28 protein-coding genes are annotated in these 26,359 nt (G+C 70.5%); 14 read left to right on the plus strand and 14 right to left on the minus strand.

Going from position 1 to position 26,359, the window contains the following annotated elements; translation table 11 throughout:
- Window positions 1–167: 167 nt before the first annotated feature.
- The 3 genes from ACO229_RS07240 to ACO229_RS07250 are packed head-to-tail and all read right to left on the minus strand — an operon-like array spanning window position 168 to window position 2,153.
- Window positions 168–785 carry a response regulator gene (locus tag ACO229_RS07240; protein WP_423464345.1) on the minus strand — a complete coding sequence of 206 codons (618 nt, stop codon included), beginning with the start codon at window positions 783–785 and terminating at the stop codon, window positions 168–170.
- Window positions 778–1,908 carry a sensor histidine kinase gene (locus ACO229_RS07245; protein ID WP_423464346.1) on the minus strand — a complete coding sequence of 377 codons (1,131 nt, stop codon included), beginning with the start codon at window positions 1,906–1,908 and terminating at the stop codon, window positions 778–780. Before ACO229_RS07245 ends, ACO229_RS07240 begins: the two co-directional genes overlap by 8 nt.
- The gene (locus ACO229_RS07250) at window positions 1,908–2,153 is read right to left on the minus strand and encodes a hypothetical protein (protein ID WP_397414658.1); all 246 of its coding nucleotides are present in this window, start codon (window positions 2,151–2,153) and stop codon (window positions 1,908–1,910) included. Before ACO229_RS07250 ends, ACO229_RS07245 begins: the two co-directional genes overlap by 1 nt.
- A 537-nt stretch (window positions 2,154–2,690) precedes the next feature.
- On the opposite strand from ACO229_RS07250, the gene ACO229_RS07255 reads away from it, so the two are divergent.
- From ACO229_RS07255 to ACO229_RS07270, 4 genes are all read left to right on the plus strand, one after another.
- On the plus strand, window positions 2,691–4,181 hold the full coding sequence (locus ACO229_RS07255) for a sigma factor-like helix-turn-helix DNA-binding protein (protein ID WP_423464347.1): 1,491 nt from the start codon (window positions 2,691–2,693) through the stop codon (window positions 4,179–4,181).
- Window positions 4,182–4,355: 174 nt separating this feature from the next.
- Window positions 4,356–6,215 carry a gamma-glutamyltransferase gene (gene ggt / locus ACO229_RS07260; protein WP_423464348.1) on the plus strand — a complete coding sequence of 620 codons (1,860 nt, stop codon included), beginning with the start codon at window positions 4,356–4,358 and terminating at the stop codon, window positions 6,213–6,215.
- Window positions 6,216–6,286: 71 nt separating this feature from the next.
- Window positions 6,287–6,727, plus strand: a complete 441-nt coding sequence (locus ACO229_RS07265) for a hypothetical protein (protein WP_423464349.1) — start codon at window positions 6,287–6,289, stop codon at window positions 6,725–6,727.
- 170 nt (window positions 6,728–6,897) lie between these two features.
- A complete protein-coding gene (locus ACO229_RS07270; protein WP_423464350.1) occupies window positions 6,898–7,533 on the plus strand; it encodes a LysE family translocator in 636 nt (211 codons plus the stop codon).
- A gap of 108 nt (window positions 7,534–7,641) precedes the next feature.
- On the opposite strand, the gene ACO229_RS07275 is transcribed toward ACO229_RS07270, so the two are convergent.
- From ACO229_RS07275 to ACO229_RS07285, 3 genes are all read right to left on the minus strand, one after another.
- Complete coding sequence (locus ACO229_RS07275) at window positions 7,642–8,466, minus strand: GNAT family N-acetyltransferase (protein ID WP_423464351.1); 825 nt, start codon at window positions 8,464–8,466, stop codon at window positions 7,642–7,644.
- On the minus strand, window positions 8,463–9,020 hold the full coding sequence (locus ACO229_RS07280) for a DUF998 domain-containing protein (RefSeq protein ID WP_423464352.1): 558 nt from the start codon (window positions 9,018–9,020) through the stop codon (window positions 8,463–8,465). The genes ACO229_RS07275 and ACO229_RS07280 overlap by 4 nt, the downstream gene beginning before the upstream one ends.
- Before the next feature lie 170 nt (window positions 9,021–9,190).
- The gene (locus ACO229_RS07285) at window positions 9,191–9,877 is read right to left on the minus strand and encodes a nitroreductase (protein WP_423464353.1); all 687 of its coding nucleotides are present in this window, start codon (window positions 9,875–9,877) and stop codon (window positions 9,191–9,193) included.
- Window positions 9,878–9,964: 87 nt separating this feature from the next.
- On the opposite strand from ACO229_RS07285, the gene ACO229_RS07290 reads away from it, so the two are divergent.
- Window positions 9,965–10,561 carry a TetR/AcrR family transcriptional regulator gene (locus ACO229_RS07290; protein WP_423464354.1) on the plus strand — a complete coding sequence of 199 codons (597 nt, stop codon included), beginning with the start codon at window positions 9,965–9,967 and terminating at the stop codon, window positions 10,559–10,561.
- Between the two features lie 172 nt (window positions 10,562–10,733).
- Window positions 10,734–11,513 (plus strand): SDR family oxidoreductase, encoded by a 780-nt coding sequence (locus ACO229_RS07295; RefSeq protein ID WP_423464355.1) that lies wholly within the window; start codon window positions 10,734–10,736, stop codon window positions 11,511–11,513.
- Between the two features lie 103 nt (window positions 11,514–11,616).
- Here the strand turns inward: ACO229_RS07295 and ACO229_RS07300 are convergent, their stop codons facing one another.
- Window positions 11,617–12,468 (minus strand): siderophore-interacting protein, encoded by an 852-nt coding sequence (locus tag ACO229_RS07300; RefSeq protein ID WP_423464356.1) that lies wholly within the window; start codon window positions 12,466–12,468, stop codon window positions 11,617–11,619.
- On the minus strand, window positions 12,468–13,451 hold the full coding sequence (locus ACO229_RS07305) for an iron-siderophore ABC transporter substrate-binding protein (protein ID WP_423464358.1): 984 nt from the start codon (window positions 13,449–13,451) through the stop codon (window positions 12,468–12,470). The genes ACO229_RS07300 and ACO229_RS07305 overlap by 1 nt, the downstream gene beginning before the upstream one ends.
- A gap of 89 nt (window positions 13,452–13,540) precedes the next feature.
- On the opposite strand from ACO229_RS07305, the gene ACO229_RS07310 reads away from it, so the two are divergent.
- From ACO229_RS07310 to ACO229_RS07325, 4 genes are all read left to right on the plus strand, one after another.
- Window positions 13,541–14,563 (plus strand): FecCD family ABC transporter permease, encoded by a 1,023-nt coding sequence (locus tag ACO229_RS07310; RefSeq protein ID WP_423464359.1) that lies wholly within the window; start codon window positions 13,541–13,543, stop codon window positions 14,561–14,563.
- Window positions 14,560–15,579, plus strand: coding sequence for a FecCD family ABC transporter permease (locus ACO229_RS07315; RefSeq protein ID WP_423464360.1), 1,020 nt, complete (start codon window positions 14,560–14,562; stop codon window positions 15,577–15,579). The genes ACO229_RS07310 and ACO229_RS07315 overlap by 4 nt, the downstream gene beginning before the upstream one ends.
- A 49-nt stretch (window positions 15,580–15,628) precedes the next feature.
- Window positions 15,629–16,423: an ABC transporter ATP-binding protein gene (locus ACO229_RS07320; protein ID WP_397432806.1), complete on the plus strand. Its 795-nt coding sequence runs from the start codon at window positions 15,629–15,631 to the stop codon at window positions 16,421–16,423.
- A 271-nt stretch (window positions 16,424–16,694) separates the two neighbouring features.
- A complete protein-coding gene (locus tag ACO229_RS07325; RefSeq protein WP_423465276.1) occupies window positions 16,695–17,258 on the plus strand; it encodes a GNAT family N-acetyltransferase in 564 nt (187 codons plus the stop codon).
- Between the two features lie 126 nt (window positions 17,259–17,384).
- On the opposite strand, the gene ACO229_RS07330 is transcribed toward ACO229_RS07325, so the two are convergent.
- Window positions 17,385–18,524 carry a LacI family DNA-binding transcriptional regulator gene (locus ACO229_RS07330; protein WP_423464361.1) on the minus strand — a complete coding sequence of 380 codons (1,140 nt, stop codon included), beginning with the start codon at window positions 18,522–18,524 and terminating at the stop codon, window positions 17,385–17,387.
- A gap of 367 nt (window positions 18,525–18,891) precedes the next feature.
- Here ACO229_RS07330 and ACO229_RS07335 point away from each other — a divergent pair, with 367 nt between their 5' ends.
- Both ACO229_RS07335 and ACO229_RS07340 read left to right on the plus strand, forming a co-directional pair.
- Complete coding sequence (locus tag ACO229_RS07335; RefSeq protein ID WP_423464362.1) at window positions 18,892–19,743, plus strand: LLM class F420-dependent oxidoreductase; 852 nt, start codon at window positions 18,892–18,894, stop codon at window positions 19,741–19,743.
- Window positions 19,740–20,189: a winged helix-turn-helix transcriptional regulator gene (locus tag ACO229_RS07340; protein WP_423464364.1), complete on the plus strand. Its 450-nt coding sequence runs from the start codon at window positions 19,740–19,742 to the stop codon at window positions 20,187–20,189. The genes ACO229_RS07335 and ACO229_RS07340 overlap by 4 nt, the downstream gene beginning before the upstream one ends.
- Window positions 20,190–20,342: 153 nt before the next feature.
- Here ACO229_RS07340 and ACO229_RS07345 read toward each other — a convergent pair whose 3' ends face one another.
- Complete coding sequence (locus tag ACO229_RS07345; protein WP_423464365.1) at window positions 20,343–21,434, minus strand: Gfo/Idh/MocA family protein; 1,092 nt, start codon at window positions 21,432–21,434, stop codon at window positions 20,343–20,345.
- Between the two features lie 90 nt (window positions 21,435–21,524).
- Window positions 21,525–22,496, minus strand: coding sequence for an aldo/keto reductase (locus tag ACO229_RS07350; protein WP_423464367.1), 972 nt, complete (start codon window positions 22,494–22,496; stop codon window positions 21,525–21,527).
- A 213-nt stretch (window positions 22,497–22,709) separates the two neighbouring features.
- On the opposite strand from ACO229_RS07350, the gene ACO229_RS07355 reads away from it, so the two are divergent.
- Window positions 22,710–23,288 (plus strand): MarR family winged helix-turn-helix transcriptional regulator, encoded by a 579-nt coding sequence (locus ACO229_RS07355; protein ID WP_423464368.1) that lies wholly within the window; start codon window positions 22,710–22,712, stop codon window positions 23,286–23,288.
- A 151-nt stretch (window positions 23,289–23,439) separates the two neighbouring features.
- Here ACO229_RS07355 and ACO229_RS07360 read toward each other — a convergent pair whose 3' ends face one another.
- Window positions 23,440–24,048 (minus strand): TetR/AcrR family transcriptional regulator, encoded by a 609-nt coding sequence (locus ACO229_RS07360; protein WP_397432575.1) that lies wholly within the window; start codon window positions 24,046–24,048, stop codon window positions 23,440–23,442.
- A 51-nt stretch (window positions 24,049–24,099) separates the two neighbouring features.
- Here ACO229_RS07360 and ACO229_RS07365 point away from each other — a divergent pair, with 51 nt between their 5' ends.
- Complete coding sequence (locus ACO229_RS07365) at window positions 24,100–24,651, plus strand: GNAT family N-acetyltransferase (RefSeq protein WP_397432574.1); 552 nt, start codon at window positions 24,100–24,102, stop codon at window positions 24,649–24,651.
- A gap of 46 nt (window positions 24,652–24,697) precedes the next feature.
- Here the strand turns inward: ACO229_RS07365 and ACO229_RS07370 are convergent, their stop codons facing one another.
- On the minus strand, window positions 24,698–25,285 hold the full coding sequence (locus ACO229_RS07370) for a hypothetical protein (protein ID WP_423464369.1): 588 nt from the start codon (window positions 25,283–25,285) through the stop codon (window positions 24,698–24,700).
- A 274-nt stretch (window positions 25,286–25,559) separates the two neighbouring features.
- On the minus strand, window positions 25,560–26,237 hold the full coding sequence (locus ACO229_RS07375) for a DUF998 domain-containing protein (protein WP_423464370.1): 678 nt from the start codon (window positions 26,235–26,237) through the stop codon (window positions 25,560–25,562).
- Window positions 26,238–26,359: the final 122 nt, after the last annotated feature.

Raw genomic sequence — 26,359 nt, forward strand, 5'->3', positions numbered from 1 at the left:
CGCTGACGGGGCTCTTCGCCGATACGACGGCGAGCTCTGTCACCCTGCGACTCTGACATTCCCAGCATCGATGGGGCAGACAATTGCTGGCAGTGCCGAGGATCATCCGAAGAGATGACAAATGTCATGCCGGATCCTTGAATCCTGGAACGGACAGCTTGAATCTCTCAGAGCCAGCCGCGGTCTCGAGCAACGCGCGCCGCGTGATGACGATTAGAGGTCCCGCTCTTCTGCATCGCGCTCGAGAGATAGTTTCGAACCGTGCCCGGTGCGAGGTAGAGCTTCCGCGCGATGTCCTTGACCGAGTAGCCCTCGAGCGTCTCACGAAGTACATCGAGCTCGCGATCCGTCAGAGGCGAATCGTCGACGACCGAGGCTTCCAGCACCTCGTGTGCGATCCAACGCCGTCCCGCGTGTACCTGTCGAACGACCTCGGCTATGTCGTGCGCCTCGGCGTTTTTGCTCATGAAGCCCGTCACGCCGAGCTTGAGTGCACGACGCAGGACGCCAGGGCGCGCATGTCGGGTGAGCATCAGGACGCGTTGCTCAGGTATCTGCTTTCGTATGTCGACAGTCGCCGCGAGGCCGTCCGTTCCGGGCATCTCGAGGTCGATGACCAGGACATCCGGTCGGTGCGCGAGCGTCAGCGCCACGGCCTCTGCGCCATCCGTGGCCTGAGCCGCGACCTCGATCGTTCCGTGCAGGGGTAGGAGAGCGGCCAGTGCGGTGCGCAGAAGATGTTCGTCGTCGGCCAGAACGATCCGTATCGGGCGGCTTTCAGTCATGCCCTAATTCCTTGCCTCCACCCGGAACCAGCTGTGCTCTCACTTCGAAAGTGTTGCTCTCTCGCGCGATGCGCAGTGTTCCGCCCGCCGCCTCGAGGCGCTCGCGAAGGCGGGCGAGCCCGCGCAGCGGTGTCGAGCTGCTGTCGAGCACCCCGTCGTTCGTGACTGCTACTGCTGTCGTCGATGCTTCAATCCGGACCGTGGTCGGACGTGCATGCCGGAGGAGGTTTGTAGTGGCCTCGCGAAGTACCTGAGCAAGCAGCGGATGTGCCACGGCACCCGGATCGAGGTCGCTGCGTGCACCAACTGAGATGCCTGCAGCCTCGCACAGTCGTTTCGCGTTCTCGATCTCCGTTGCCAAGTTCAGCTCATGACGCGCGTACGTGAGGGATCGGGTTTCAGCGATTGTCTCTCTGGCTAGTCGCCTGATCTCGTTCAGTTCTTCCTCGGCTCGTTCGGGCTCGCTGTGAACCAGGCTGTGCGCCAGCTCAGCTTTGAACTTGATGATGTGCAGCGAGTGGCCCTGGATATCATGCAAGTCGCCCGCGAAGCGAATGCGCTCGCGCGCCACGGCGAACTGGGCCTCCGTGTCTTTGGCGAGTTCGAGCCGGCGAGCGACCAACCACGCCTGCTCGCTCACGAGGATCACGCCGGCCACGAAAAAAGTGCCGACCAGCGGCGTGGCGACGTACGCAGCGGCGAGCTCGAGCGTCACCGGATGCAGCACGAACACTGTGGCGCCGATGCCCGCAACGCTGAGCGCTGAGATGAGGACCCACAGCGCCCGTCGTCTTGCTCGCGCGACCATGAGTGCGCAGGCGAGGGATAGCGGGACGAAGCCGAGGGGGCTGGCGACGGTGAACGCGCCGACTGCCCACGACGCCCCTGTGACACCGAGTGCCAAGATCGAATGGCGCGGATACTCGTCCAGACTCCACTCGCGCAGCGAGCCCAGTGTGAGCAGGAAGCAGGCCGAGATGATCAGTCCTTCCAGCCAGCTGTTCGCCGTAAGGGCGACGCCCAAGACGCACAACGGTGCGATGGTGGCGACTGCCGTCAGCATCGCGAGCCGCCGCATGTGACCGATGGTCGGTGTCTCTTGTTTGCACATGGTTTCGATCATCAGGTTCGATTGTGCGTGTCGTGCCGTCTGATCGCGCGGCCGGTAGGGAACTTCGCCGCAACGGCCGCTATCAGGAGACCGAGTGCCAGATGCTGTAGGGCGTTGTTGGTGATGAAGAAGTCTGAGACATCATCCGGGAGTGTTTTCAGCAGTCCGAAATCGCCGTAGTACAGCGAGACGTAGGCAATGACCACGGTCGCCGAGAGCACGATGATCAAGCTCAGTACGAGGTCGACGAACTTCATAGCCATCAGCGTCCTGTCCGCCGGTCGCGCGGGGTAGTGACGAAATGTCACACCACTTCGTGGCATACGTCACGCGGGACTGCTGCACGGACAGGTGACTCGGATGTGCAGACCCGAATGCCGTCGTCGGATCGCGTGCTTCCAGGTGCTCGCTGCACGGTCGATCGACGTCGCCGATCCATACCGCGCCACGCGGGTCACGTTTCCGACTTCGGGGTCCTTGCTCCAGGTCGGGACCTGGCAGCTCCGCGGCGAACTGGCCGTCAGCCTAGGATCCGGGTCGTCGACCACGATGTTCGGGGTATCGGCTGAACCTTCCTGGGAGGGGACGCGTCATGGGGGACATGAGCATCCACATGCCGGAGCGGGCCGAGGTCCGTGTGGTCCGTTCCAAGGACCAGGAGTTCGTCGCGTTCGTCGGTGACGCCCGCCTGTACCTCTTCCGCACCGCGTTCCTGTTGTGCGGCGACCCGGACCGGGCCGAGGACCTGGTCCAGGGTACACCACGCCGCCCGCGTCGCGGTCCGAGCCGAGCTGGTGCAGGCGCTGGCGCAGCTCCCGCTGCAGCAGCGCCGGGTGGTGGTCATGCGGCACCTGCTGGACCTGTCCGAGGCGCAGGTCGCCGATGAGCTGGGGAGGTCGGTGGGGACGGTGAAGTCTGCGAATGCACGTGGACTGGAGAACCTGCGTACCATCCTGGAGCGCGCGGACCTGGCGGACATCCCCGTGCCGCACCGTGACGCGGCGGAGACGCTCGGCGCGAGCCGGACCGCCCTGCGCAGGCGACGCACCGCGCAGGGAGTGCTCGGTGGCGTGGCGGCCCTCCTGGTGGCGTTCTTCCTGGCCGGCCCTGTCTCGCTCCCGGGCGTGGGCCCGGTCGCGCTGCCGGGCAGCGAGTGGTTCCGTTCGCTCGTGGGCCTGGAGCGGCCCGACGGCGACGCCGAGCCGTTGCTTGGTGACTGCCCCGGCGAGACCTCGGATCTGGAGACCCCGCCCTGGCTGGATGGGCGGTGCGTGTCCAGGATCGAGGTGGCGTCCGCGCCGGGTGCCGTGGAGGAGGGAGTGGTCGTCGGCGTCGGTGAGCCGACGGCGGGCGGCGCTCTGACGGACACGCTAGCGGCGGACGGCTCGGTCATGACGCTCACCGAGGTGGCCCCAGGACCGGACGATGGTGACGGCTACCCCGACCCGGAGATGGCGTTGGAGCTGCGTACTGCCGGAGGCGAGATCAGCGCGGTGGCCGTCAACGGCACCGTCGACGGCCACCGCGCGGAGGTCCCCGACGTCGCGCGGCAGGGCAACCGGGTCGCCTGGTTGGAGGTGGCGACGCGCGAGAGCGAGTCGTCGCCCTGGGCGGTCCGCGTCGTCGACGACGTGCGGAACCCCGAGGTGCGCACGCTTCTGGAGTCATCGGGCGAGCCGGTGCCGGTGGGGTACCGGATCGCGCTGAGTGGCGCGTACGTGCACCTGCAGCGGCTCACGGACGAGGGTGAGATCGAGCAGGTGCGGGTTCCGCTAGCGACTGGGGCGACCGAGACCCTGGCCATCGGCTCTACCGCGTTCGCAACTGCGCCGGACGGGGTCGTGTGGGCGGCGGTCAACGTCCGCACCGGGATCAAGTTTGCCGATCGTAGGGACGACGGCGTCCGGCAGGTGCCCGTGGAACGTGCGCCGGCTGGCGGCTACCCGCTCGAGATGGTGACGGAGATGGCGGCGTCGGATGCCCTGTTGGCGTGGGGCGTGGCGGGCGACCTTCACGTGCTCGACCGGGAGACAGGGGCCATGACGCTGGTCGAGCTGGACGGGGAGGCAGGGGAGATCGACGTCGAGGGCCGGGCTGTGGTGTGGACAAGCACGCAGGACAACGCGGGGACCGGGTACCTGCTTCTCGACGGCCGGGCGTATCGGCTGGAGGGCAGGGTGGTCGAGATCGCCGTGGCGGGGGAGTGGCTGGCATGGGTCACTGCGGAGTCCGACGGGTCCTCTCTGCGGCAGCACCTGGCGCGGATCGTGGTGGCAGGGCGTTGACGTCCTGGCGGTGCAGGACGCTGGTTCGTCCCGGGGATGCCGGCATCCGGCCGATGTTGGTCGCGGTGATCGCGAACTTCCGGCCGTGCGGCGCAACCTCCGGGGTGAATCGTGCGTCATAGACATGGTGTCCGGTCCCGGACGCCGCTACGCACACCCAGGAGGACTTGCTCCATGAGCAGAAGATTCGTCGCCCGTTCTGCGACCGTCGCGGGCGCGCTGGCGCTCGCGCTGACCGGCGTGGCAGCCGCGAGCGCGTCCGGTGCCGCGAGCCCGGCAGATCCCCTGGCCACGAGCGGAGGTGGAGAGGTGGAGCAGCACGTACCGCCCCGGGTGCCGACGTCGATCGGGTACGGCGGCGCGGTCAGCTCGCTCGACCCGGTCGTGTCCGAGATCGGTCTGAAGGTGCTGCGCCAGGGCGGCAACGCCACCGATGCCGCCGTCGCCATGGCCGCGGCGATCGGCGTGACCGACCCGTACAGCGCGGGCATCGGCGGTGGCGGGTTCTTCGTGCACTACGACGCGTCCACCGGCGAGGTCGAGACCATCGACGGGCGTGAGACGGCGCCGGCCGCCGTCGGGCCCGACGCGTTCCTCGACCCGGCGACGGGGGAGCCGTACCCCTTCTACCCGGATCTCGTCACCGGCGGCGTCAGCGTTGGTGTGCCCGGTACGCCCGCCACGTGGGACCGCGCGCTGGAGCGGTGGGGCACCACCACGCTGGGTCAGGCGCTCCGGCCGGCGACGGCGGTCGCGGAGAAGGGCTTCGTCGTCGACCAGCTCTTCCACGACCAGACCGTGGCCAACCAGGCGCGCTTCGAGGCGATCACCTCCACGACCGACCTGTTCCTGCCGGACGGCGAGGCCCCCGCCGTCGGCTCGGTGTTCCGCAACCCGGACCTCGCCGCGACGTACCGGGCGCTCGCGGCCGGGGGTGTCGAGGCGTTCTACGAGGGCGAGCTGGCGCAGGAGATCGCGGGAGCGGTCCAGGCCCCGCCGGTCGCGCCCGGTACGACGCTGCCGGTCCCGGCCGGCTCGATGACGCCGGAGGACCTCGCGGCGTACGAGGTCGTGGACCGCGACCCGACGGTCTTCTCCTACCGGGGGTACGACGTCTACGGGATGGCGCCGCCGGCGTCGGGCGGCACCGCCGTGGGCGAGACCCTGAACATCATGGAGCAGTTCGACCTGGCGCCCCTGGACGACGTGGCCGTGCGGCACCACTTCTTCGAGGCGAGCGCGCTGGCGTTCGCGGACCGGGCCGCCTACCTGGGTGACGGCGACTTCGTGGACGTGCCGGTCGACGCTCTCCTGGACGACACGTTCGCGAAGGAGCGGGCCTGCCTGCTCGACCCGCAGGCCGCTGCGCCCAAGCCGGTCGCCGCGGGTGACGCCCGCTCGTACGACGGCGTGTGCGACGGCACTGCCGCTCCCGGCACCGTGCCGGAGGACACCGAGAGCACGTCGACGACCAACCTGACGGCGGTCGACCGGTGGGGGAACGTGGTCGAGTACACCCTGACGATCGAGCAGATCGGCGGGTCGGGGATCGTGGTGCCCGGGCGTGGGTTCCTGCTGAACAACGAGCTGACGGACTTCAGCATCGTGTACGACGCCGACGACCCGAACCGGATCGAGGCCGGCAAGCGCCCGCGCTCGTCCATGGCACCCACGATCGTCCTGCAGGACGGGAGCCCGGTGCTCGCGCTGGGTTCGCCGGGCGGGTCCAACATCATCTCGACCGTCACGCAGATGCTGCTCAACCGGATCGACCTCGGCATGACGATCCAGGAGACCATCGCTGCGCCGCGGGCGGCACCGCAGAACGGCACGCGGACGCCGGCCGAGCGGGCGTACGTCGACGCCTACGGCACCGGCCTGGCTGCCTACGGGCACACGCTCGTGCCGACCGCCAACGCGATCGGTGCGGCGACCGCCATCGAGATCGGCCCGGACGGGCTGCTCACAGCGGTGGCGGAGCCGGTGCGGCTCGGTGGCGGCTCGGCCCGCGTGGTGCGGCCCGCCGGGAGGTGACATGAGGGCGGGGTGCCGGCGCGCCGTACAGGCCAGCACCCCGCCCCCCCCTTCGACGGCAGCTGGGAACGATGCTGCCCTGGGGATCGGGCGAGGAGTTGGCGGCCGACGACGGACTGCTGGAGCACTTCGACGCTCATCGAATACTCATCAGACTCACGTGCACCGCGGGGCAGATGACCCTCGCCGCGCCGCAAGAGGCCGACGGGATGATCGGCACTGCGGACCTCACCCGGGACGGGGAGCGGATGGGCGTTACCGCCGAGGAGGCGTACGGGCCAGCCATGGACGCGGCGGACCGATTTGCCGCCCGGCTGGCAGCGAGGGGCGCCCCGGCCGAGCGGACGGTGGCTGTGGTCGAGCGAGCGCTGACGGACCGCCGCCCGCGCCCCCGGTACTTCGTGGATCCCGGCGCTCGGGCGACTCCTGTCCTCAAACGGCTGCTGCCGACCCGTGCTCTCGACGCCGTGCTGACCCGAATGATGGGAGTACCGGACCGAGTGGTCGACTGAGCTGCTCCGGTGCCGGGAGTTCTTACGTGGCTGTAGGACTTCGCATGCCTGGCCTCTGCCGTGTCTAGCGTATGGACGTCGTCGGCATCGTCGAGGTCACCGAGCAGGGGCCTCGTCTTGCACAGCACCGACGACCGGCCGCAGGGCCGTCGAGAACGGAGGAGAAGACCGTGGTCGATGTCGTAGCACTCGTGACGATCGTGGGTGTGATCGCGCTGGGGGCGGTGAGTCCGGGGCCGAGCTTCATCGTGGTGGCGCAGACCGCTCTGTCTGCGGGCCCGCGCAAGGGGCGGCTGGCGGCGGCGGGGATCGGGGCGGCCAGTCTGGTCTTCTCGGTGATCGCGGTGACGGGCCTGGGTGTGGCCCTGGTCTATGCCGGATGGTTGTTCACGGTGCTCAAGGTGGCTGGTGGGATCTACCTGGTCTATCTCGGGGTGCGGATGTGGCGTGCGCACCGGACCGGGGCGCCGGTCGAGGCGGGGCAGGCACGCGCGGGCTCTCGGCGGGCGTTCGTGCCGGCGATGCTCACGCACCTGAGCAACCCGAAGACCATCGTGGTCTACGGGAGCATCTTCGCTACGGCGTTGCCGCACGATGCGTCGGTGGCCACGCTGGTGGCCGTGCCGGTCGGTGTGACGCTGGTCGAGACGGCGTGGTACCTGATCGTGGCGACGGTCCTGTCCGCGCCGGGGCCGCAGCGTGTCTACGCACGCAGCGTGGGTGTCGTCGACCGGGTCGCGGGCACGTTCCTGGGTGGTCTGGGAGCGTACTTCGCCGTCGACGGGATCCGCACAGCCGTCCGTTGACGGGCCGAGGGCCGTCGACGGTGCTCCCGATGCTGTGCGGAAGCAGGAAGGCGCGGGGCACCGGAAGCCGCTACGTCGGACGACGGCTCCCGGTGCCCCGCGCCCCGGTCAGCGGGTGAAGTAGACGACGTCGTCGCCGCTGTCCACGAAGCCCAGCTTCTCGTGGAGCGGGCGGCCCATCTCGCTGGACTGGAGGTAGGCGGTGTGGGCGCCCGCGCGCCGGCCCTCGGCCAGGCGGTGCAGCAGCAGCGCGCGGCCCAGGCCGCGCCGGCGCAGGGCCGGGACCGTGCCGCCCGAATAGATCCCGAGCCAGCCCTGCTCGTCGAGCCAGCTGAGCCCGGTGGCCGCGACCTGTCCGTCGACCACCGCGACGTAGACCCTGGCCGCGGGGTGGGCGAGCACCTCGTCCGCGACGAACGGCCTGCCGTAGCCGTCGTCGGTGCCGAAGGACTCGCCGAGCACGCGCGTGAACGCGGCGCGGTCCTCGGGCGTCCGGACCATCCGGAAGGTCGCGGGGAGCGCGCCACCGTCCTGTTCGGGCAGGTCTGCCAGCGAGCGGATCATCGTCGGGCGCCGGAGCTCGCGCAGACCGTGGTCGGTGGCCACTGATCGTTCGGCCTGGGTAGGGCTGTGCCCGACCACCTGCATCGACCATGCCGGCAGACGCCTGGCGGCGTCCGCCAGCGCACGGTCCAGGTCGGCACGCTCATGTCCCGCCGCGGTCAGCGCCAGCCCGTTCAGCATCGGCCCCGGCACGGTGGTGTCGACGATGTCTGCCCCGGGGGCGACGGGTGTCACCGAGCCGCCGGGGACGAGGGAGGCCAGGAGCGCCAGGGCGCGTGCCAGGGCCGGTGCGGGTCCGTCCGGCCGGGACCGGCTCGTGTGCTCCTGCTGCGTCCCGTCGGGTACGGACGTCTCGTGGTGGGCGGTCATGCGCGTGTCCTTTCGACATGGTCGGTCGAGGGTGTCTTGCTGAGTGCGCGCAGTTCCAGTGCGGCCAGCCAGGTCCACCCGATGATGTTGGTGAGGCGCTGCCAGGTGCCGAGGGTCTCGTCCGCCCCGAGGGCGGCGACGAAGATCAGCGGAACGGAGACTCCGACCGTGAGGCAGTACCAGCGCCAGGGTGAGGTGGGCCGCCATCGCGCGGCCACGAAGCAGGTGATGACGAGGGCCGCCGAGCTGGCCGTTCCCGCCGCGTTGTGGATCATCCCGTGCCAGCTCGCCTGTTCGGTGGGCACCGGGTCCGAGACGAAGACGCCGGCCAGGGCGAGTCCGGCCCCGGCCACACCGACCAGGGCGCCCGTCCATCGACCCACGGCCCGGGTGACCGCCGCGGAAGATGCCGCGACGAGCAGTCCGGACACGATGAAGTTGGTGCTCTGCAGCCAGCCGCCGCTGCCGATCGCCGCCTCGCTGACCGCATCGCGCACGGGGTCGTAGCCCGGCTTGATCGCATCGCTGACCAGGAAGATCACGATGAACAGCACGGGTCCGGCCACACCGCACCACAGCAACCCGCGCAAAGCTGGCATGGCGTGAGCGTAGCCACGGGTGGCACGGATGCCGCAGATCTTACGAAACCGCAAGAGACTTGCTCGGGATCGAGGAGACAGGACAGGGCGCCAGGGTGCGGGGTGCGTCCCCTCGGGGGCCGCCGTCAGTGGTGGAAGCGCGTCGTCTCGCCCAGCGGTGCGCGACCGATGGCTACCGCGTTGACGGGGGCAGTGGGGTCGGCGTAACCGAACGAGATGCCGAACAGCAGCCTCCCGCCGGTCACGCCGAGCGTCTCGCGCACCGTGTCGGCGTAGAAGCTCAGGAGCCCCTGCGGGCAGCTCGCGACCCCATGAGCCTCCATCGCCAGCAGCAGGGTCTGCGCATACATGCCGACGTCGGCGGTCAGGCGCGGGTTGCCCGACTCCGGTGCGTACAGCAGGGCGACGTGCGGCGCATCGTAGAAGTTCAGGCTCCGCGCGTCGTACGCGGCGCGCAGGTCGTGCGCGTCGCGTCCGATACCGAGCGCCCCGTAGACGGCCTCACCGAAGGCCGCCCGCCGGCGCTGGTGCACGGGCGTGTAGATGTCCTCGCTGTAAGGCAGGTCGACGGTGCGCCGACCAGCGCGGTCCGCGGCCAGGAGCGCCTCGGCGAGCTCGTCCCGTGCGGCGCCGCTGACCACCTCGACTCGCCAGGGCTGCGCGTTGCTGTTCGACGGCGCGGCCCCGGCCAGGTCGAAGACCGCCTCGATCGTCTCCGCCGGGACAGGGTCGGGCAGGAACGCCCTGGTCGCGTGTCGGCCGCGGATGAGCCGCTCGGCCGTACGGGTGAGGTCGCTGGACACCACTGCCACGAATGCTCCTAAGTACACGATTCCGTTTACCTGAGCCACCGTAACTGACCATCGCGCCGAAGTAAACGCTGGCGTATAGTTGACGATATGAGCGAGACACCCGTACGCCGGGCCGGGCGCGGAGGACGAGAGCGGGCGCTCAGCGCGGCGAGCAGCCTGTTCGCGAGGCAGGGCATCACTGCGACCACGATGGAGGATGTCGCGGCAGCGGCCCCGGTCTCCAAGCGGACCCTGTACGCGCACTTCCCGACGAAGGAGGAGCTGGTCCTGGCGCAGCTCGACGGCCTGCTGCACTCCGGGTACACGCTGCTCGACACCCTGAGGCGTGCCGATCTCCCGCCGCGTGACCGCCTCCTGGCACTGTTCGTCGTGCCACCCAGGTCGGACGGCGCTGTTCGGGGCTGCCCGTTCATCCAGGCAGCGGCCGAGCACCCGGACCCCGCCGACCGTGTGCACGCCCTCGCGCGGGAGCAGAAGCTGGAGATGCTCACGCTGGTGACCAGCCTGCTCGACGAGCTCGGGGTCGACGAGCCGGAGTCGCTCGCCGAGCAGCTCGTCACCCTCTCCGACGGGGCGGTCAGCCGAGCGATGGTGCTCGACGAACCCGCCTACGGTCGTCACGCTCGCGCTGCGGCCGAGGTCCTGCTGGAGCACGCACTCTCCTCGGGTGCACGGGGGGCCTGAGCCTCCGCCAGGCCCAGCCAACCCGAGCCTGTGCACGGCCCTGAACGACCAGGCGCCGCCAGACGTCGTGCGGCGTCCGAGGCACCGACGGCGATCGCAGGATCGTCGGTGGCGACATTTCAGGCACCCGGTCGCTACAGTCCATAACGAGAGCGCTGCAGCGGAGGTGGACGTGCCAGTCCGAGACGGCAACGGCTTGACGGCCATGTACGGGTTGAGCGGACGGGTCGCGCTCGTCACGGGCTCGGTGCGCGGGCTCGGGTACGAGATCGCTCGCGGTCTGGCGCAGGCCGGAGCACGCGTCTTGATGAACGGGCGCGACCCGGCCACCCTGGACCGGGCCGTCGAGGAGCTCCGTGCGCACGCACTGGACGTCCACGCGGTCTGCTTCGATGCGACCGACCCGGCTCGGGCGGCTGCCGTCCTGGAGCAGCATTCGCCCGTAGACGTCCTGGTGAACAATGTCGGGCACCGAGACCGCCGGGGCCTGGCCGAGATCACGCCGGAGGCACTGAACCAGCTGCTCCAGGTGCACGTCGTGGCCGCCTACGCCCTCAGCCGCCAGATCGCGACCGGCCTGATCGAACGGGCAGCACCCGGCGCGATCGTCAACGTCTCGTCCGTGATCGGACAGCTCGGTCGCCGTGGCGACGTCGGCTACCCGGTGGCCAAGGCGGCGGTCGAAGGGATGACCAGGGCGCTCGCGGCCGAGCTGGGCGAGCACCGGATCAGGGTCAACGCGGTCGCCCCGGGTACCTTCGCCACGGAGACCAACGCCCCACTGGCCCAGGACCCGAAGTGGCAGCAGTGGCTGCAGCGGCGTACGAGCCTGGGGCGCTGGGGTCGCCCGCACGAGATCGCCGGTGCGGTCGTCTTCCTCGCAGGGCCGTCCGCCGAGTTCATCACAGGCCAGACCCTCACGGTGGACGGCGGAATGACGACCACCTTCTGAGAGGCCGGGGGCTCCGGCGACCACCGCTGTCGCGCAGCGGTAGCGTGCGCCATCGCGATCGCCCCGACCGCGGTGTCCTGACCGCGCCGCCGGCCACCGTGGCTCAGTGGCTCCGGCCCGGGCGCCAGTACGCGCAGAAGTCGATCCGCGCCTGGGGTACGCCGGCGCTCAGGCAGTGCGCCCGCGCCGCCAGCGTGAACGACGCCTCGCCCACGACGTAGACGTAGGCGGCCGGGTCCACGCGGGTCGTGCGCAGTGCGTCGAGCGCCGCGGAGCCGGCAGGCCGGCCATCCTCGCGCACCAGCCAGCGGACGTCGGCGGCGGGCAGGGCTCGCCGGTCGGCCGCGTGCGGCACCTCCAGCAGGTAGGTGGCTGCGCGGCCGTCGAGGGTGTTCGCGATGCCTTCGACTCCGGGCAGGCCGGACTCGTCGGCGATCACGAGCACCGGGCCGGTGTGCGCGTCGGCGTCGAAGATGCGGCCCTGGTCGAGCAGGCCGACGCGTTCACCGGTCCGGCACCGCTGTGCCCAGCGGGCGCCGGCGCCGTCGACCTGGCCCGCCGCGTCCCGGTGCACCACGACGTCGACGTCGAGCTGCCAGCGGCTGCCCACCCGGCGCGCCTGGCGCACGGTGTAGTTGCGGACGGCAGGGCGGGTCACCTCCGGCATCGCGAGCAGCCGCGCGTACCAGCCGTCCGCGGGGCCGAACGGCAGGTCCAGCTCCTGGCCGACGTCGGCGAAGAACAGCCGGAACCAGTGGTCGTGGCCGAAGTGCTCGAACTCGTCCTCGAAGCCGTCCCCGGTGCTGCGCAGCGTGACCCGGCGGAAGCCGGGGGAGACGGTGCGGCTCGCGACCACCTCGAACGTGCGGACCTGCGCGGCGGCGGGCTTGAGCGGCCTCCGTACGGGCGCGAGCGCAGGCGCCGGCGTGGCCGGTGCCGTGAGCGTCATTGCCATCAGCCCAGCGCCTCCTCGATCAGAGGCGTGAGCTCCTGCAGGGCGTAGAGCTGGGCGGCGGGCGTGCCCAGCGAGTACGCGGCCGAGAGGTCGTCGCCGATGACGACGGCGCGCCCGTCGGCGACCGCCGGGATCTGCTGCCAGCCGGCGTCCTCGGTGATCTCCTTCGCGTCGATCCAGATGGGGAACGCGACGATCAGGTCGGAGTCCAGCAGGTCGAGCTGCTCCTGCGAGATCCGGACGCTCCAGCCGTTCTCCTCCACGGGCAGGTCGGTGATGGTGGGGCTCGCCTCGAAGCCGAGCCGTTCCATGAACAGGGAGCGCCCGTCGTTGACGTAGGCGCCCCAGCCCTCGCTGGTGCGGGTCGCGGCGGTGAACGTGGTGCCGGCCCACTCGGGGTGGTCGGCGGCGGCCTGCTCGAACGCCTCGTCGACCTCGGCGAGCAGCTCCTCGCCCTGCTCCGGCACGCCCAGCGCCTGGGCGATCATCGTCACCTGCACGTCGTAGTCCGTGTGGTACGACTCGCCGCCCTCGGGGACGCCGACGGTGGGGGCGATGGAGGAGAGCCGCTCGTAGCGCTCCTCGTCACCGGAGCTGTGCGTGTCCAGGATGAGGTCGGGCTCGAGGGCCGCGACGGCCTCGTAGGACAGCTCCAGGGTGCCGAGGATCTCGGGCGCCTCGTCGTACAGGCCCGCCGACCAGGGGCCCACGCCCTCGCCGCCGAAGGCGAGCCAGTCCGACGCGCCGACGGGCTGCACACCGAGCTCGAGCGCGACCTCGGCGTCGCCCCAGCCGAGCGCGACCACGCGTTCCGGCTTCTCGTCGATCGTCACCGGCTCGAACGTGGTGTCGATCGTGACCGGATAGACCCCGCCGGCGTCCGCGGAGCCCTCCGCGGACGGGGAGCCCTCCGCGGCGGAACAGGCGGCGAGCGCGAGGACGGGGAGGGCCAGGACTGCGGTGAGCAGGCGTGGGGAACGCATCGGGGCGGAGCTCTCTTCCGTGGAACGGTACGTGCGGGACGGACGCGGTGCCGGAGCGGCGTCGCAATTAGGTTAGCCTAACCTCCGTTATGTCCCACTCGCCGGTTCACCACCCCGTCGCGGCCCGCCACCTCGCACTCGGTGCTGGTGCGGTCGCGCTCCTCGTCGTGATCGTCGCCAGCCTCGCCGTCGGCAGCAGGCCCGTCCCGCCCGACGTCGTCGTCGCCGCCCTGCTCGGCCAGGACGTCCCCGCGGGGGACTGGCACGCGGTGGTCGAGCTGCGTGTGCCGCGCACCGTCATCGGCTGCGCGGTCGGGATCGCGCTGGGCGTCGCGGGCGCACTCGTCCAGGCGGTCACCCGCAACCCGCTCGCCGACCCGGGGATCCTCGGCGTCACCGCCGGGTCGTCGTTCTTCGTCGCCCTCGGCGTGGTGCTGCTCGGCCTCGGCAGTCCCGAGCAGTACGTCTGGCTCGCGCTGGCCGGCGCGCTCGTCGCGACGGTCGCGGTCGCCCTGGTCGGCGGCTCCGGCGGTGCCCGCGTCGACCCCGTGCGGCTCACCCTCGCCGGCGTGGCGCTCACCGCAGTGCTGGCCGGCATCGTCTCCGGCCTGCGCATAGCGGCCCCGCGCACCTTCAACACGCTCCTGACCTGGGAGACCGGGTCCCTGGTGGACCGCGGCTGGCAGGTCGCCGGACCGGTGCTGCCGTTCCTCGCGATCGGTCTGGTCACGGCCCTGCTGCTGGGCGGGTCGCTGAACGCCCTCGCTCTCGGCGACGATGTCGCCACGGCGCTGGGCTCCACCGTCTGGCTCACCCGCGTGGGCGCCGTTCTGGCGGTGACCCTCCTGGCCGGCGGCGCGACGGCCATCGTCGGACCCGTCTCGTTCGTCGGACTGATGGTGCCGCACGTTGCCCGCTGGGTCGCCGGGCCCGACCAGCGCTGGATCATCGCGCTCACCGTGCTGTTCGCGCCCGTGCTGCTGCTGACCGCCGACGTCCTCGCCCGCGTCGTGCTCTGGCCGGGGGAGATGCCGGTGGGCATCGTCACCGCGTTCGTCGGGGCCCCGGTGCTCATCGCCCTGGTCCGCCGGCAGAAGGCGTTCGCGCTGTGAGCGCCGTCCGGCTGACTCGTGCCGCCGGGCCGCGTCCGGCCCGGCTCGGCCCGACGGCCATCGCCCTGCTGCTCGCGGCCGCGACCCTCGTGCTGGCCGTCGTGGCGCTCATGCTCGGCGACTACCCGCTCACCGTGCCCCAGGTGCTCACCGCCCTGACCGGGACCAGCGGCTTCGAGTCCACGATGGTGCTCGAGTGGCGGCTGCCGCGCGTCACCGCGGCGGTCCTGTTCGGCGCGGCGCTCGCGATCTCCGGCGCACTGTTCCAGACACTGACCCGCAACCCGCTCGGCTCGCCCGACCTGATCGGGTTCGCCACCGGCTCCTACACCGGGGTCGTCGTCGTCACCGTGGTGCTCGGCACCAGCGTGGTGACGACGACGGCCGGCGCGCTCCTGGGCGGCCTCGGCACCGCGATCCTGGTCTACCTGCTGGCCTACCGGCGCGGCGTCCAGGGCTTCCGGCTCATCGTCGTGGGCATCGGCGTCACCGCCATGCTGCACGCCCTGAACACCTGGCTCCTCCTGCGCGCCCAGGAGGAGGTCGCCATGGGCGCCGCGATCTGGGGCACCGGGTCGCTCAGCCTCACCTCGTGGTCCGACGTCGTCCCCGCCGTCGGGGTCCTGCTGATCACCGCGCCGCTCGTGGTCTGGGCGAGCCGGCCGCTGCGGCAGCTCGAGCTGGGCGACGACGCGGCCGCCGCGCACGGCGTGCGGGTGGAGCCGACGCGGCTGGCGATCATCGGGCTCGGCATCTTGCTCACCGCGCTGGTCACCGCCGCGACCGGGCCCATCGCGTTCATCGCGCTCGCCGCGCCGCAGGTCGCCCGGCGGCTCCGGACCGGCGCCGGCATCCCGCTGGTGCACTCCGCTCTGACCGGCGCCTTCCTGCTGCTCGGCGCCGACCTGCTGGCGCAGTACGTCCCGGCCCAGCCCGTGCCGGTCGGCGTCGTCACCGTCGTGCTCGGCGGCCTCTACCTGCTCGGCGTCCTGGTCCGGGAGGCGAGGCGTGCATGACCACCCCGGACCCCGCCCGACGCCGCACCCGAACCACCCGGAGGAACCGATGGAACGATCCCGGCTGCGCGCCGACGACGTGACGCTCGCCTACGACGGCCGTGTCGTCTCCCACGGCCTCGACCTGGCCGTACCCGACGGGTCGTTCACCGTGATCGTCGGCCCGAACGCCTGCGGCAAGTCCACGTTGCTGCGCGGACTCGCCCGCCTGCTGCGCCCTACCGCGGGGCAGGTGGTCCTCGACGGACGCTCCGTCGCCGAGCTGCGCACCAAGGAGGTGGCACGCCAGGTCGGGCTCCTGCCGCAGACCGCCGTCGCACCCGACGGCATCACGGTCGCCGACCTCGTCGCGCGAGGCCGCTACCCCCACCAGGACCTGTTCCACCGCGACGCCGCCACCGACCGTGCCGCGGTCGCCGCGGCGCTCGCGGCGACCGGCACCGAGGAGCTCGCCCAGAGGCTCGTCGACGAGCTCTCCGGCGGCCAGCGCCAGCGGGTCTGGGTGGCCATGGCGCTCGCCCAGCAGACGCCGCTGCTCCTGCTCGACGAGCCCACCACCTACCTCGACATCGCCCACCAGATCGAGCTGCTCGACCTGTTCGCGCGGCTCAACGACGAGGGTTCCACCTTGGTGGCGGTGCTGCACGACCTCAACCACGCGGCCCGCTACGCGACCCACCTGGTGGTGATGAAGGACGGCGCCGTGGTCGCCTCCGGCGCTCCGCAGGAGATCGTCACGGCCGACCTCGTCGAGCATGTGTTCGGCCTGCCCGCCGTGGTGATCGACGACCCGCTCACGGGCCGCCCGCTCGTGGTGCCGCACAGCGCCGCGACACGCCGCTGACGAGGGCGAACGCGTGCCCGCCGCGGATGGAACGGGCACCGGTCGTGCCGGCCGACGCACGGGCCGTCGCAGCACGGAGGCGACCGCGCTCGCCGCGACCGCGCCGAGCGAGATGAGCCGGCCGCCGACCGAACCTGATGGCCGAGTCCACCGGTGGGGCGGCCCTGGCGCAGACTGCCACGATGAGGAGTGCGAGAGGGCGATCAGGACGGCGATCGGCGTCCGGGCGTCGACCGCCACGTATCGTGTCTGCGTGCCTGATCCTCTCGACGTGGTCCTGTGGCCAGTCCGCACCGAACGGCTTCGTATCCGGCGGGTGACATCGAACGATGCGGAGGCCTTGTGGCGGCATCGGCGGCTACCCGAGGTCACGCAGTGGATCTCCAACAACCCGAAGGACCTGGACACGTTCCGCGCCGAGCTGGTGCGGCCCGAACGCCTCGCGGTCCTGCTGGTCATCGAGCTCGTGACGGCCGAGGGCGCCACGGTCCTCGGTGACATGATGGTGCGCGTCGAGGACGGGTCGGCGCAGCGCGAGACCGTCGAGGCCGCCCGCAGCTCGCAGGCGGAGCTCGGATGGACGCTGAACCCTGTCTACGGTGGTCGCGGCTACGCGACGGAGGCCGTCCGGGCGATCGTCGGCGTCTGCTTCGGCGCTCTCGGACTGCGGCGGGTGCATGCGCGGTGCTTTGCCGAGAACGAGCCGTCGTGGCGGCTCATGGAGCGCATCGGGATGCGGCGCGAGGAGCACAGCCGCAAGGCGAAGCTGCACCGCTCAGGCGTGTGGATGGACGTCCTGCGGTTCGGGCTGCTCGCCGAGGAATGGCCGGCCTGACCCGCGGTGAACCGCCCCGCTCACCGTAGGCGGCGGTCGGGTGAGGTGGCGCGCCGGTGATCCTCGACGGCGCCGGTCCATGCGGCAGTCCCACCCTTCTCGCGGTAGCACCGGGCGACGAGAGAGTCAGGGACTCGCCCGGTGGGTGCCGCAGCTGGCGCGGAGCGCCACGGTGACGGGGAGGCTCCTGGTCACCGTGCGGCGGGCGGGCTCCGCGATCCGAGCGGTGAGGACCTCCACCGCCGCACGCCCGAGCTCGGCCATCGGCTGCTCCACGGTGGTCAGCGGCGGCGCGGACGTTCGGGTGGCCTCGATGCCGTCGAAGCCGGTGACCACCACGTCGTCCGGGACGCGGATGCCGTACGCCGCGAAGACGTCGAGGAGCCCGAGCGCCGTGTTGTCGTTGCAGCACACCAGCGCGCCAGGCAGTGCCACGCCGTGGCTCCGCCCTGCGACGAGTGCCTCTCCTATCTCCCGCCCGCGCCCCCGGCCCAAGTCACCCCGCAGCTGCGGAGCCTCGGGCGCTTGGAGACCGGCCCGCAGCAGAGCGCGGCGGAATCCGCGGAAGCGTTCGTCGTCGTCGGGTGTGCCGGCCCACGCGCCCACGTACTCGAACGTCGTGATCCCGTGGTCCGCCACGAGATGGTCGACAAGGCGCTCCACGCCCTCCGCATTGCTCACGGTCACGCGGTCGTGGGCGCTCGCCGGGCTCAGCCCGGTAAGAAGCACGACCGGCACGCGGCGGGCGACGTGGTCGAGCAGGTCCTCCGGGAGCGTCCCGCTGACGACGACCATGCCGTCGACCCGGCCGGCCATGTTGAGCACCCGCGCCTCGAGGTCGGGGGTCCGGGTCATCGCGACCGTGATCGCGAGCCCCGCGTCCCAGGCCGCGAACTCGGCGCCACGCACCACCTCGCCGAAGTACATGCCGCCCCAGGAGACGAGGGAGTCCGGCTCCGCGTCGACCACCATGGTCACCGCCTCGCCACCCGGAGCGCCGCGCGCCGGGCCGGACGACCGGCGGTCCGCCAGGTCGGCGTCGGCCTCGACGACGGGCAGGCACAGACCGACCATCCCCGTGTGCCGCGATGCGAGTCCGCGTGCAGACGCCGACGGGACATAGCCGAGCTCGTCGATCGCCTGCTTGATCGCCGCACGCGCTCCTGCGCTGACGAAGCCGCTGCGGCTGATGAAGCGCGACACCGTCGTGGATGACACGCCAGCCAGGTCGGCGACGTCTCGCAGGGTCGGGGCATGTCCTCTCATTGCTCCTCCTCCGCTCGGTCAGCTGGTGCGATCCCATCATGGAACCGCTGCCATCCTCGGCCCTGGTCACGACGGGGCGAACCAAGATGAGCGACCCCCGAGAGCGCGGGGTCTTCGTCAACGGCAAGCACTCATCGAACACCCCGCGGACGGGCTGGGTCCGCACCTGAATCTGGACGAGCTGGCCGTCCCGGAAACCCACCGCCGGGGGCACTTACAAAAAAGTCGGTACTTGTCCACGGGAAGTGACGGCATGTTCACTCGATTCCGGCGCAGGCGAACAGACCGAGCCGTCAAATTCTCTGCCGTGGCATCTGAGCGCCGGCGTGGGGGATGCAGACCACACGCATACACGAGAGGCACATTTATGCCTGGCACGTCCAGCACCACCGACATCGCCACTGCCGAGAGCCGGCCCGACCGCGTGCGCATCGGCGTCCAGCTCTGGCCCGGCGGCACACCCGACTACGCGACCTGGCGCCGAGCGGTGCAGCACGCCGAGGAACTGGGCGCCGACGCAGTCTTCGGCTACGACCACCTCCACAAGCCGTTCGTCGACATCGTCGACGGCGTCCCGAGGCTGCACGAGGTGCAAGAAGACGTCAACAACTTCGAAGGGTGGACCGCACTGGCGACATGGGGCGAGATCACCAGCAGGGCGGAGATCGGGCTCCTCGTGTCGGCCGTCGCCTTCCGCAACCCGGACCTGCTCGCCGACATGGCGCGCACGGTCGATCACATCAGCAACGGTCGGCTCATCCTCGGTCTGGGGACCGGCTGGTACCAGAAGGACTTCGAGGTCTACCAGTACGACTTCGGCACGACGAAGTCGCGCTTCGACCACTTCGAGGAAAGCCTCGAGCGCATCAAGAACCGGCTGCAGCAGCTCACTCCGGCTCCGGTGCGCGACATCCCCATCCTCATCGGTGGTGGCGGCGAACGCCGTACCCTGCCGATCGTGGCGCGCTACGCCGACATCTGGCACAGCTTCGAGCCCATCGAGGAGTTTCGTCGCAAGAACGAATTGCTCAAGGGCCTCGTCGAGGAGGCCGGGCGAGATGAGGCGACGATCGAACGCGGAGTTGATTGGACCGACGAGGCCACCTCTGACGCTCTTGTCGCCGAGGGGGTGACCCTGTTCACCACTGAGATCCATCCCGACGAGAACGGGTACAACTTTTCCGAGCTGGAGAAGATGCTCGCCTGGCGGGACCGTTGACCGCCGAATCCATCCCTTCGGCCGAGAGAATCAACAGCGAGTTTCCGTCCCACGGGCGAGGCTTTCCGTGGCGGCTGGTGGAAAGGTCGATCCAGATGACCGAGCGTGGGTTCTACTCCGGACTGGACGCCGCACTGTCCGTCGTCGGCGGCAGGTGGAAGTCCTTGGTGCTCTGGCAGCTCGCCGCACACGGCCCGCAGAGGTTCGGCCAGCTGCGCCGCCTGGTCGACGGCGTGACGGAGAAGGTGTTGATCGGCGCGCTCAAAGACCTTGAAGCTGCGTCCGTCATCGTCCGCAAGGACTTCCAGGAGCTTCCGCCTCATGTCGAATACTCCCTGACACCGTTCGGCGCGAGTCTCGCCGAAACGCTGCGCCCGCTGTGCGAATGGGGATACGCCAACATGGACCGGATCGGGCAGCTGACGATCCTGCCCAGCCGATCCTGACGGTCGACGACGCCGAGCCTGGTCCGCACAGGCTGGGACGCGTCGGCGGACACCAGCGCGCTGTGGAGGCCACCTCGATGGCTCCAGCGCCGGGTGCGACCTGGTGTCCGCGCAGACTGCTGCGGACACCAGGACTTGGTCCTGCCGGCACACCTACTCTCGGACACCGGTTCGTGCGGCCCGCTCGACCCGGGCGACCAGGCGGCTGTTGTGAGCGGCGTGCGCGAACCCAGGGGTGTGGTGGGTCCCGTCGGCGATGTCGCGCGCGAGGCTCGCGTACACCTCGCCCACGTTGATGGCGGCACCGGCCCAGATCTCGGCCGCGGCGGGTCCGGTACCCGTGGCGACGGGGCTGTCGGGCGCCTCGAAGTCGACGTTCGAGGTCAGCGTGAGGTCGCCGACCTGGACGCCGGCGGGGTGGTTGCCGGTCAGCCTGAGCCAGCCGTCGGCGCCTCGGACCTCGAGGCTGAACCGGGCATCGGGTACCGGGACACCGGCGAGGACCTGCACTCCGACGGCAGCTCCGGACGAGGTCTTGAGGATCGCGTCGAGATGGTCCGGGACCTCGCGGGTGGTGGTCGTGCCGGTGTCGGTCAGCTTCACCTCGGGCCAGAGCAGCTCCGTGCGTGCATCGATCTCGGTGATGTCGCCGAGGATCGTCTCGATCACGTCCAGGACATGGCCTACCGCGATCGTCATGAAGCCTGCGCCGGCGTCGGCCTTGTCGAAGTACTCGTAGGCGCTCACCGACTCCGGGCCGTTCCCGAAGGTCGTCGCGGTCACTCGGGCTGACAGGAGTCGCCCGAGCCGGCCCTGGGCGATGATCTCGGCCGCCCGGCGTACCGACGGGTTGAGGCTCCCTTGCAGCCCGATCGCGGTGTGCAGGGTACCGGCCGCCGCGGCCATCTCTTCCGTCTGGGCAACGCTCGCGCCCAGCGGGGACTCCGAGTAGACGGCCTTGCCCGCCGCGAGGGCCGCGAGCACGAGCTCGCGGTGTGCCGGAACCTTGACGGCGACGGTGACGAGGTCGATCGACGGGTCGTTGATCAGCTCGTACGGGTCGGCGTACCAACGCTCGGCACCGAACACCTCGGCGGCCTCTCGAGCGCTCTCCTCACGCCGGGTCGCCACCGCCGCCAGCACGAGCTGCGGTTGGGCCGCCAGCGCGGGGACGTGCGATGCGCCGGCCCAGCTCGCCTTCGTATCCGCGCCGATGATCCCGACACGAATCACACTGCTTGCCATGATCTGCTGCTCCATTCGGTCTGCTGCTCAACTCTTCTGCGGTTGAGACACGGTCGTCTCGTGCGGTTCGGCTCGGTCGTCGAGCCGCCTTCACCGGTCGATGGCGGCCATGCCGTCGCGGTCATGGCGGTCGCCGGACGCGGGCGTCAGGTCGTCCAGCCGGCTCACCTGGTCCGGGGTGAGCCGGATCCCGTCTGCAGCGATGTTCTCCTCAAGTCGCTCGACGCGTCGGGTACCGGGAATGGGGTTGATGTCCTCGCCCTTGGCCAGGAGCCAGGCCAGGGCGATCTGGGCGGGGGTGGCTCCGGTCTCGGTCGCCACGGCCCGGACCTCGTCGACGATGCGCAGGTTGCGTTCGAGGTTGCCGCCGGTGAAGCGCGGGTTGGTACGACGCCAGTCGCCGGCGTCCAGACCGTCCAGGGAACGGATGCGCCCGGTCAGGAAGCCATGACCCAGCGGGGAGTACGGCACCAGTCCGATCCCCAGCTCGCGCAGCACCGGAAGCACCGCCGTCTCGGGGTCGCGCGTCCAGAGCGAGTACTCGCTCTGGACCGCAGCAACCGGGTGGACCGCGTGTGCGCGGCGGATGGTGGCGGGGCCGGCCTCGGACAGGCCGATGTAGCGGACCTTGCCCTGGGTGACCAGGTCGGCCAGGGCGTCGACGGTGTCCTCGATCGGGGTGTCCGGGTCAACTCGGTGCTGGTAGTACAGGTCGATGTGGTCGGTGCCCAGGCGCCGCAACGACCCCTCGACAGCGAGCCGGACGTTCGCCGGCGTGCTGTCGGCCCCGGGCCGGCCCGTGTGCGATACCAGGCCGAACTTGGTGGCGAGCACCACCTCGTCCCGACGACCCCTGACCGCGCGACCCAGCAGGGTTTCGTTGGCCCCTTCGCCGTACGCCTCGGCGGTGTCCAGGTGGGTGACACCGAGGTCCAGAGCGCGCTGGATGGTGCGGACGGAGTCCTCCTCGGACTCGTCCTTGCCCGTGTAGAAGGCGGACATGCCCATGACTCCTAGACCGAGGCGCGAGACCTCAAGCCCGCCTAGTGACGTGGTCTGCATCGAGTGTTCCTCTCGGGGGTCGATTCGCCAGGCCCACAGCCGGCACGTCGACCGGACAGGAACTTGACGCATCAAGATGAACTTGACGTGTCAAGTTCTACTCTCTCGAACTTGATGCGTCAATAACTGCCGTCGTAGGCTGGTTGCATGGCCACGGCAGCGGGTGCTCAGGTGCGCGACGAGAGAGTCGAGGAGGGCGGCTCCGTGTCCCGCGTGACACCGACGGCGGCCGCAGAAGAGCCTCACGGCACAGCGGCCGGTGCGGAGCCGCTCGTCGGGTCGGACGACGAGCCGCGATGGTTGAACGGTGATGAGCTGGCTGCTTGGCTGGCCAACTCCGCGATCATGATCAGCCTGCCCGCCGCCCTGGACGCGCGGATGCAGCGCGAGTCCCGGATGACCTTCTTCGAGTACATGGTGCTGTCGGTCCTCTCCGAGGAGCCGGACCGGACCATGCAGATGAGCTCTCTCGCTGTGCGCACGTCGGCGTCGTTGTCGCGGTTGTCGCACGTCGTCGGACGACTGGAGAAGCGAGGGCTCCTCGCCAGGTCCCGGATACCCGGCGCGGGTCGCCGCACCAACACCACCCTGACCCAGGCCGGGTACGACGTCGTGGTCGCGGCGGCGCCCGGGCATGTCGCGGCAGTCCGCGAATATCTGATCGACTCGCTCGATCCGCGCGACCTGATGGCCTTGACGCGCATCGGCGCAGCAGTGGACGCCGCGATCAACAAGGGACGAACCGCGCCCGCACCTGTGACGACGGCTCACACCGACGTTCTCGAGCCGTAGCAGACCGGGGCACGCCACGGCCCTGACGAGACCTGGACGCAGACCCGGCCGAACACCAGAGGTGCAGGGAAGTGCCGTGGCGCCCCTGGTCTTCCGCCGCCCAGCAGCTTGACCGGGACATTGAGACCGAACCCGCCGACGACGCAGCTGGTCAGAGGCGATCCTCGGGTGGGCGCGAGGTGGCCAGGGCGGCGAGGTAGTCGTCCAGAAGCTCGACCTGCCGCTGTGGTGTGAACGTCGCAGGGTCGAGCAGGGCTTGAACCACGAGGCCGAGAGTGAAGGACTGGGAGCCGGCCGCGATGTCTGCCGGGTTGCCTGGGGGAAGCTCGCCGAGCTCCTGGGCTGCGGTCACCCGTTCGCGCAACGTGTCGCGGCTCTGGGCGTACTTGCGGGCGTAGTCGGCCTGCAGGGCGCCGTCGGAGAGTGCGGCGTCCCATGAGGAGACCCAGATCCGGTTGCTGTCCATGGCTTCTGGGGTCAGCGGCAGGATGTCCATCAGAGCGTGCCTCAGGGCGATCAGTCCTTTGCCGGCGGGGCGGCGCGGGCGGGCGATGGTCCGCCGTTCGAGCAGGTCGAGGGCGTACGCGACGAGGGCCTGCTTGGTGGGGAAGTAGTGCGTGAGCAGACCCGTGGTCGCGCCGAGCTCGGTCGCCACCGCGCGCAGCGTGAGGCCGGCGAAGCCGCGTGTGGCCATCACCTGCCAGACGGCTTCGGACACCTCACGGCGACGGGCCTCGTGATCTCCCTTGGGACGCGGCATGCTGCCACGGTACATTGTCCAAACGCTTGTTATGCGAATGGAGGAGTCCTCATGTTCTCGCTGGTGCTGCGCGACGGTGTTCACCTCGCCCCGCTGGAGGTCTGGCATGCCGAGGAGTTCGCGGCCCACATGGACCGAGCTCGTGAGCACATCCGACCGTGGGTCGGCCCCACGTTCGTCACCGACGATCTGGACGGGGCACGGAGCACGCTCAGGCGGTACGCGGCGCGCCAGGCTGAGGACGGCGGCCGCCTGTACGGCATCTGGCGTGCCGGTGTCCTGGTCGGCGGCGTGATGTTCACCGATCTCGACGCCGGTTCCGGAGTGTGCGAGATCGGATGCTGGCTGGAACCCTCCGCCGAGGGGCACGGTCTGATCACCCAGGCGTCGGGTGTCCTGCTGGACTGGGCCTTCGCGTCGCGGGGGCTGCACCGGGCCGAATGGCACTGCCGCGCCGACAACGACCGCAGCTCGGCGGTGGCCAAGCGGCTCGGCATGACGCTGGAGGGTGTTCGGCGTGAGGCCTGGCCGTACCAGGGCAGGCGTTACGACAAGCAGGTCTGGGCGGTCCTCGCTCCCGAATGGCAGGCCTTGGGGCGGTGAAGCAGCCGCTCGTCGGCGGCAGTCGTCGCAGTGTCGTGCGACGGACTCAGCTCGTGGGTTCCACCTCGCCAGCTCGCTCGAGCGCCGTGGTGAGGAGATCCGTCACGTCCACCGACGCCTCACCACTCCCGCTGTGTGTCACCCCGACGCCGACAAGGCGTCCGTCCTCCGCCTCTGCGAACGCGATGCTGCCGACTTCCACCGGGTTCGACGACGCGCTCGTGAAGGTGAATCCCAGGGCCCCGTCGGGTAGACCGCCGATCTGCTCCCAGGTCGCCTCGCCGTAGTCGCCCTCCTCGGCGTCGGCCGAGCAGTCGTCGACAGCCGCTTGGATGGCCGCGAGCATCGATTCGGCATCGGGATAGTACCCGCCCCCGGGAACGAACGCGGTGGCGCCGACGACGTCACCGTTCTCGAGCGCGTACTGCTCGCCGGTCGTCCCGTCGGCGGCGTTCGACAGCTTCGACTCCAGGTAGCCGAGCGCGTCGCACCAGCCGGTCCCTGGTGCTCCCATGTCGCCATCGGTGGTCTCTTCGATCCGGGGGAGTGCGCCGGTGTCCAGCAATGTCGAGCCGGCGCCGCAGGCGGTCAACAGGAACGGAGCCGCGCACAGCGCGGCGACCAGGCCGGACATGCCGCGTCGTGTCGTGGTCCAAGAACGCATTCTTGTAGTTTCCCTTGAAGTCGCCGCGGTCACATTCTCATCGAGGTAGCTCATCGCCTGGCGAGCGTAGCGGCCCACGTCACCCGCCGGGACGTGGGTCACGCCGGTCTGCTCCAGCCCGAACGGCGCATCCCTCCCTGTCGTGCGCGGCCCTATCAGTACCCCGAGATCGCCGGCGACGACGTGGTCGGCTTCGTGCGCTCCGGGTGGCTGGAAAGGGCTGATCGCCCAGCGCTCGATCTCGCTATCGCCCGACGGCGACGGTTCCGCTGGCCTGCGACCAGCGGGCCAGCGCCGCGATCGCCACCACATCGAGGACCACGACGCAACGCTCGACGAGCCCGAGTGCCGAGTCGCTGAGCGCTCCCGGACCGCTGTCCGCCAGGAGGACCAGGGCGAACGGCACCACGCAGGCCATGGTCAGGCCGGCCACGACGCCGACGGCCCGAGCGTGCGAGCGCCATCGAGGATCGCCTCGATGCCGCCACCACAGCAGTCCGCAGAGCGCGGGCAGGCTGACGAAGTTCACGACGGTGCAGACCATGTGGACCGTGCCGTACCAGGTGCTCGGGCCTCTGACCGGGTCCTTGAGGACGACGGTCAGCCCCAGCAGGCTGAGGCACCACAGCCCGAGGAGCGTCGTCGCCACGGGCCGGGACCGCAGGAGCCCGTCGCGGACCCAGTGGGCGCCCAGCAGGACGACGGCGAGATTCGCTCCGAGCAGGGCCAGCGTGTAGGCCACGCCGGGCTCCGCGGTGCGCACCGGGTACTCCGACATGAGGTCGCGGACCGGGTCCACACCGCCGGAACCGGGCAGCATGTGCACGCCGATCAGGGTCACGAGGGCGGCCGCGGCCAGGTAGAGCGCCTGGCGCGGGAGCGGGCGCCGGAGCGGGCGCGGGCGCGGCGAAGTGGTCTCCATGGGGCCGAAGCTAGGCAACGGGCCTGATGCCCCGGAATGGTGCACGCCGCCGCGTTCCGGTGGGGCTGTCCTCCGCGGTGCAGCCCGAGCGCCTGGACGGCGGGTGCCGCGCTGCTATAGAT

This window comes from Promicromonospora sp. MS192 (genome assembly GCF_049532985.1).
Classification (GTDB): Bacteria; Actinomycetota; Actinomycetes; order Actinomycetales; family Cellulomonadaceae; genus Promicromonospora.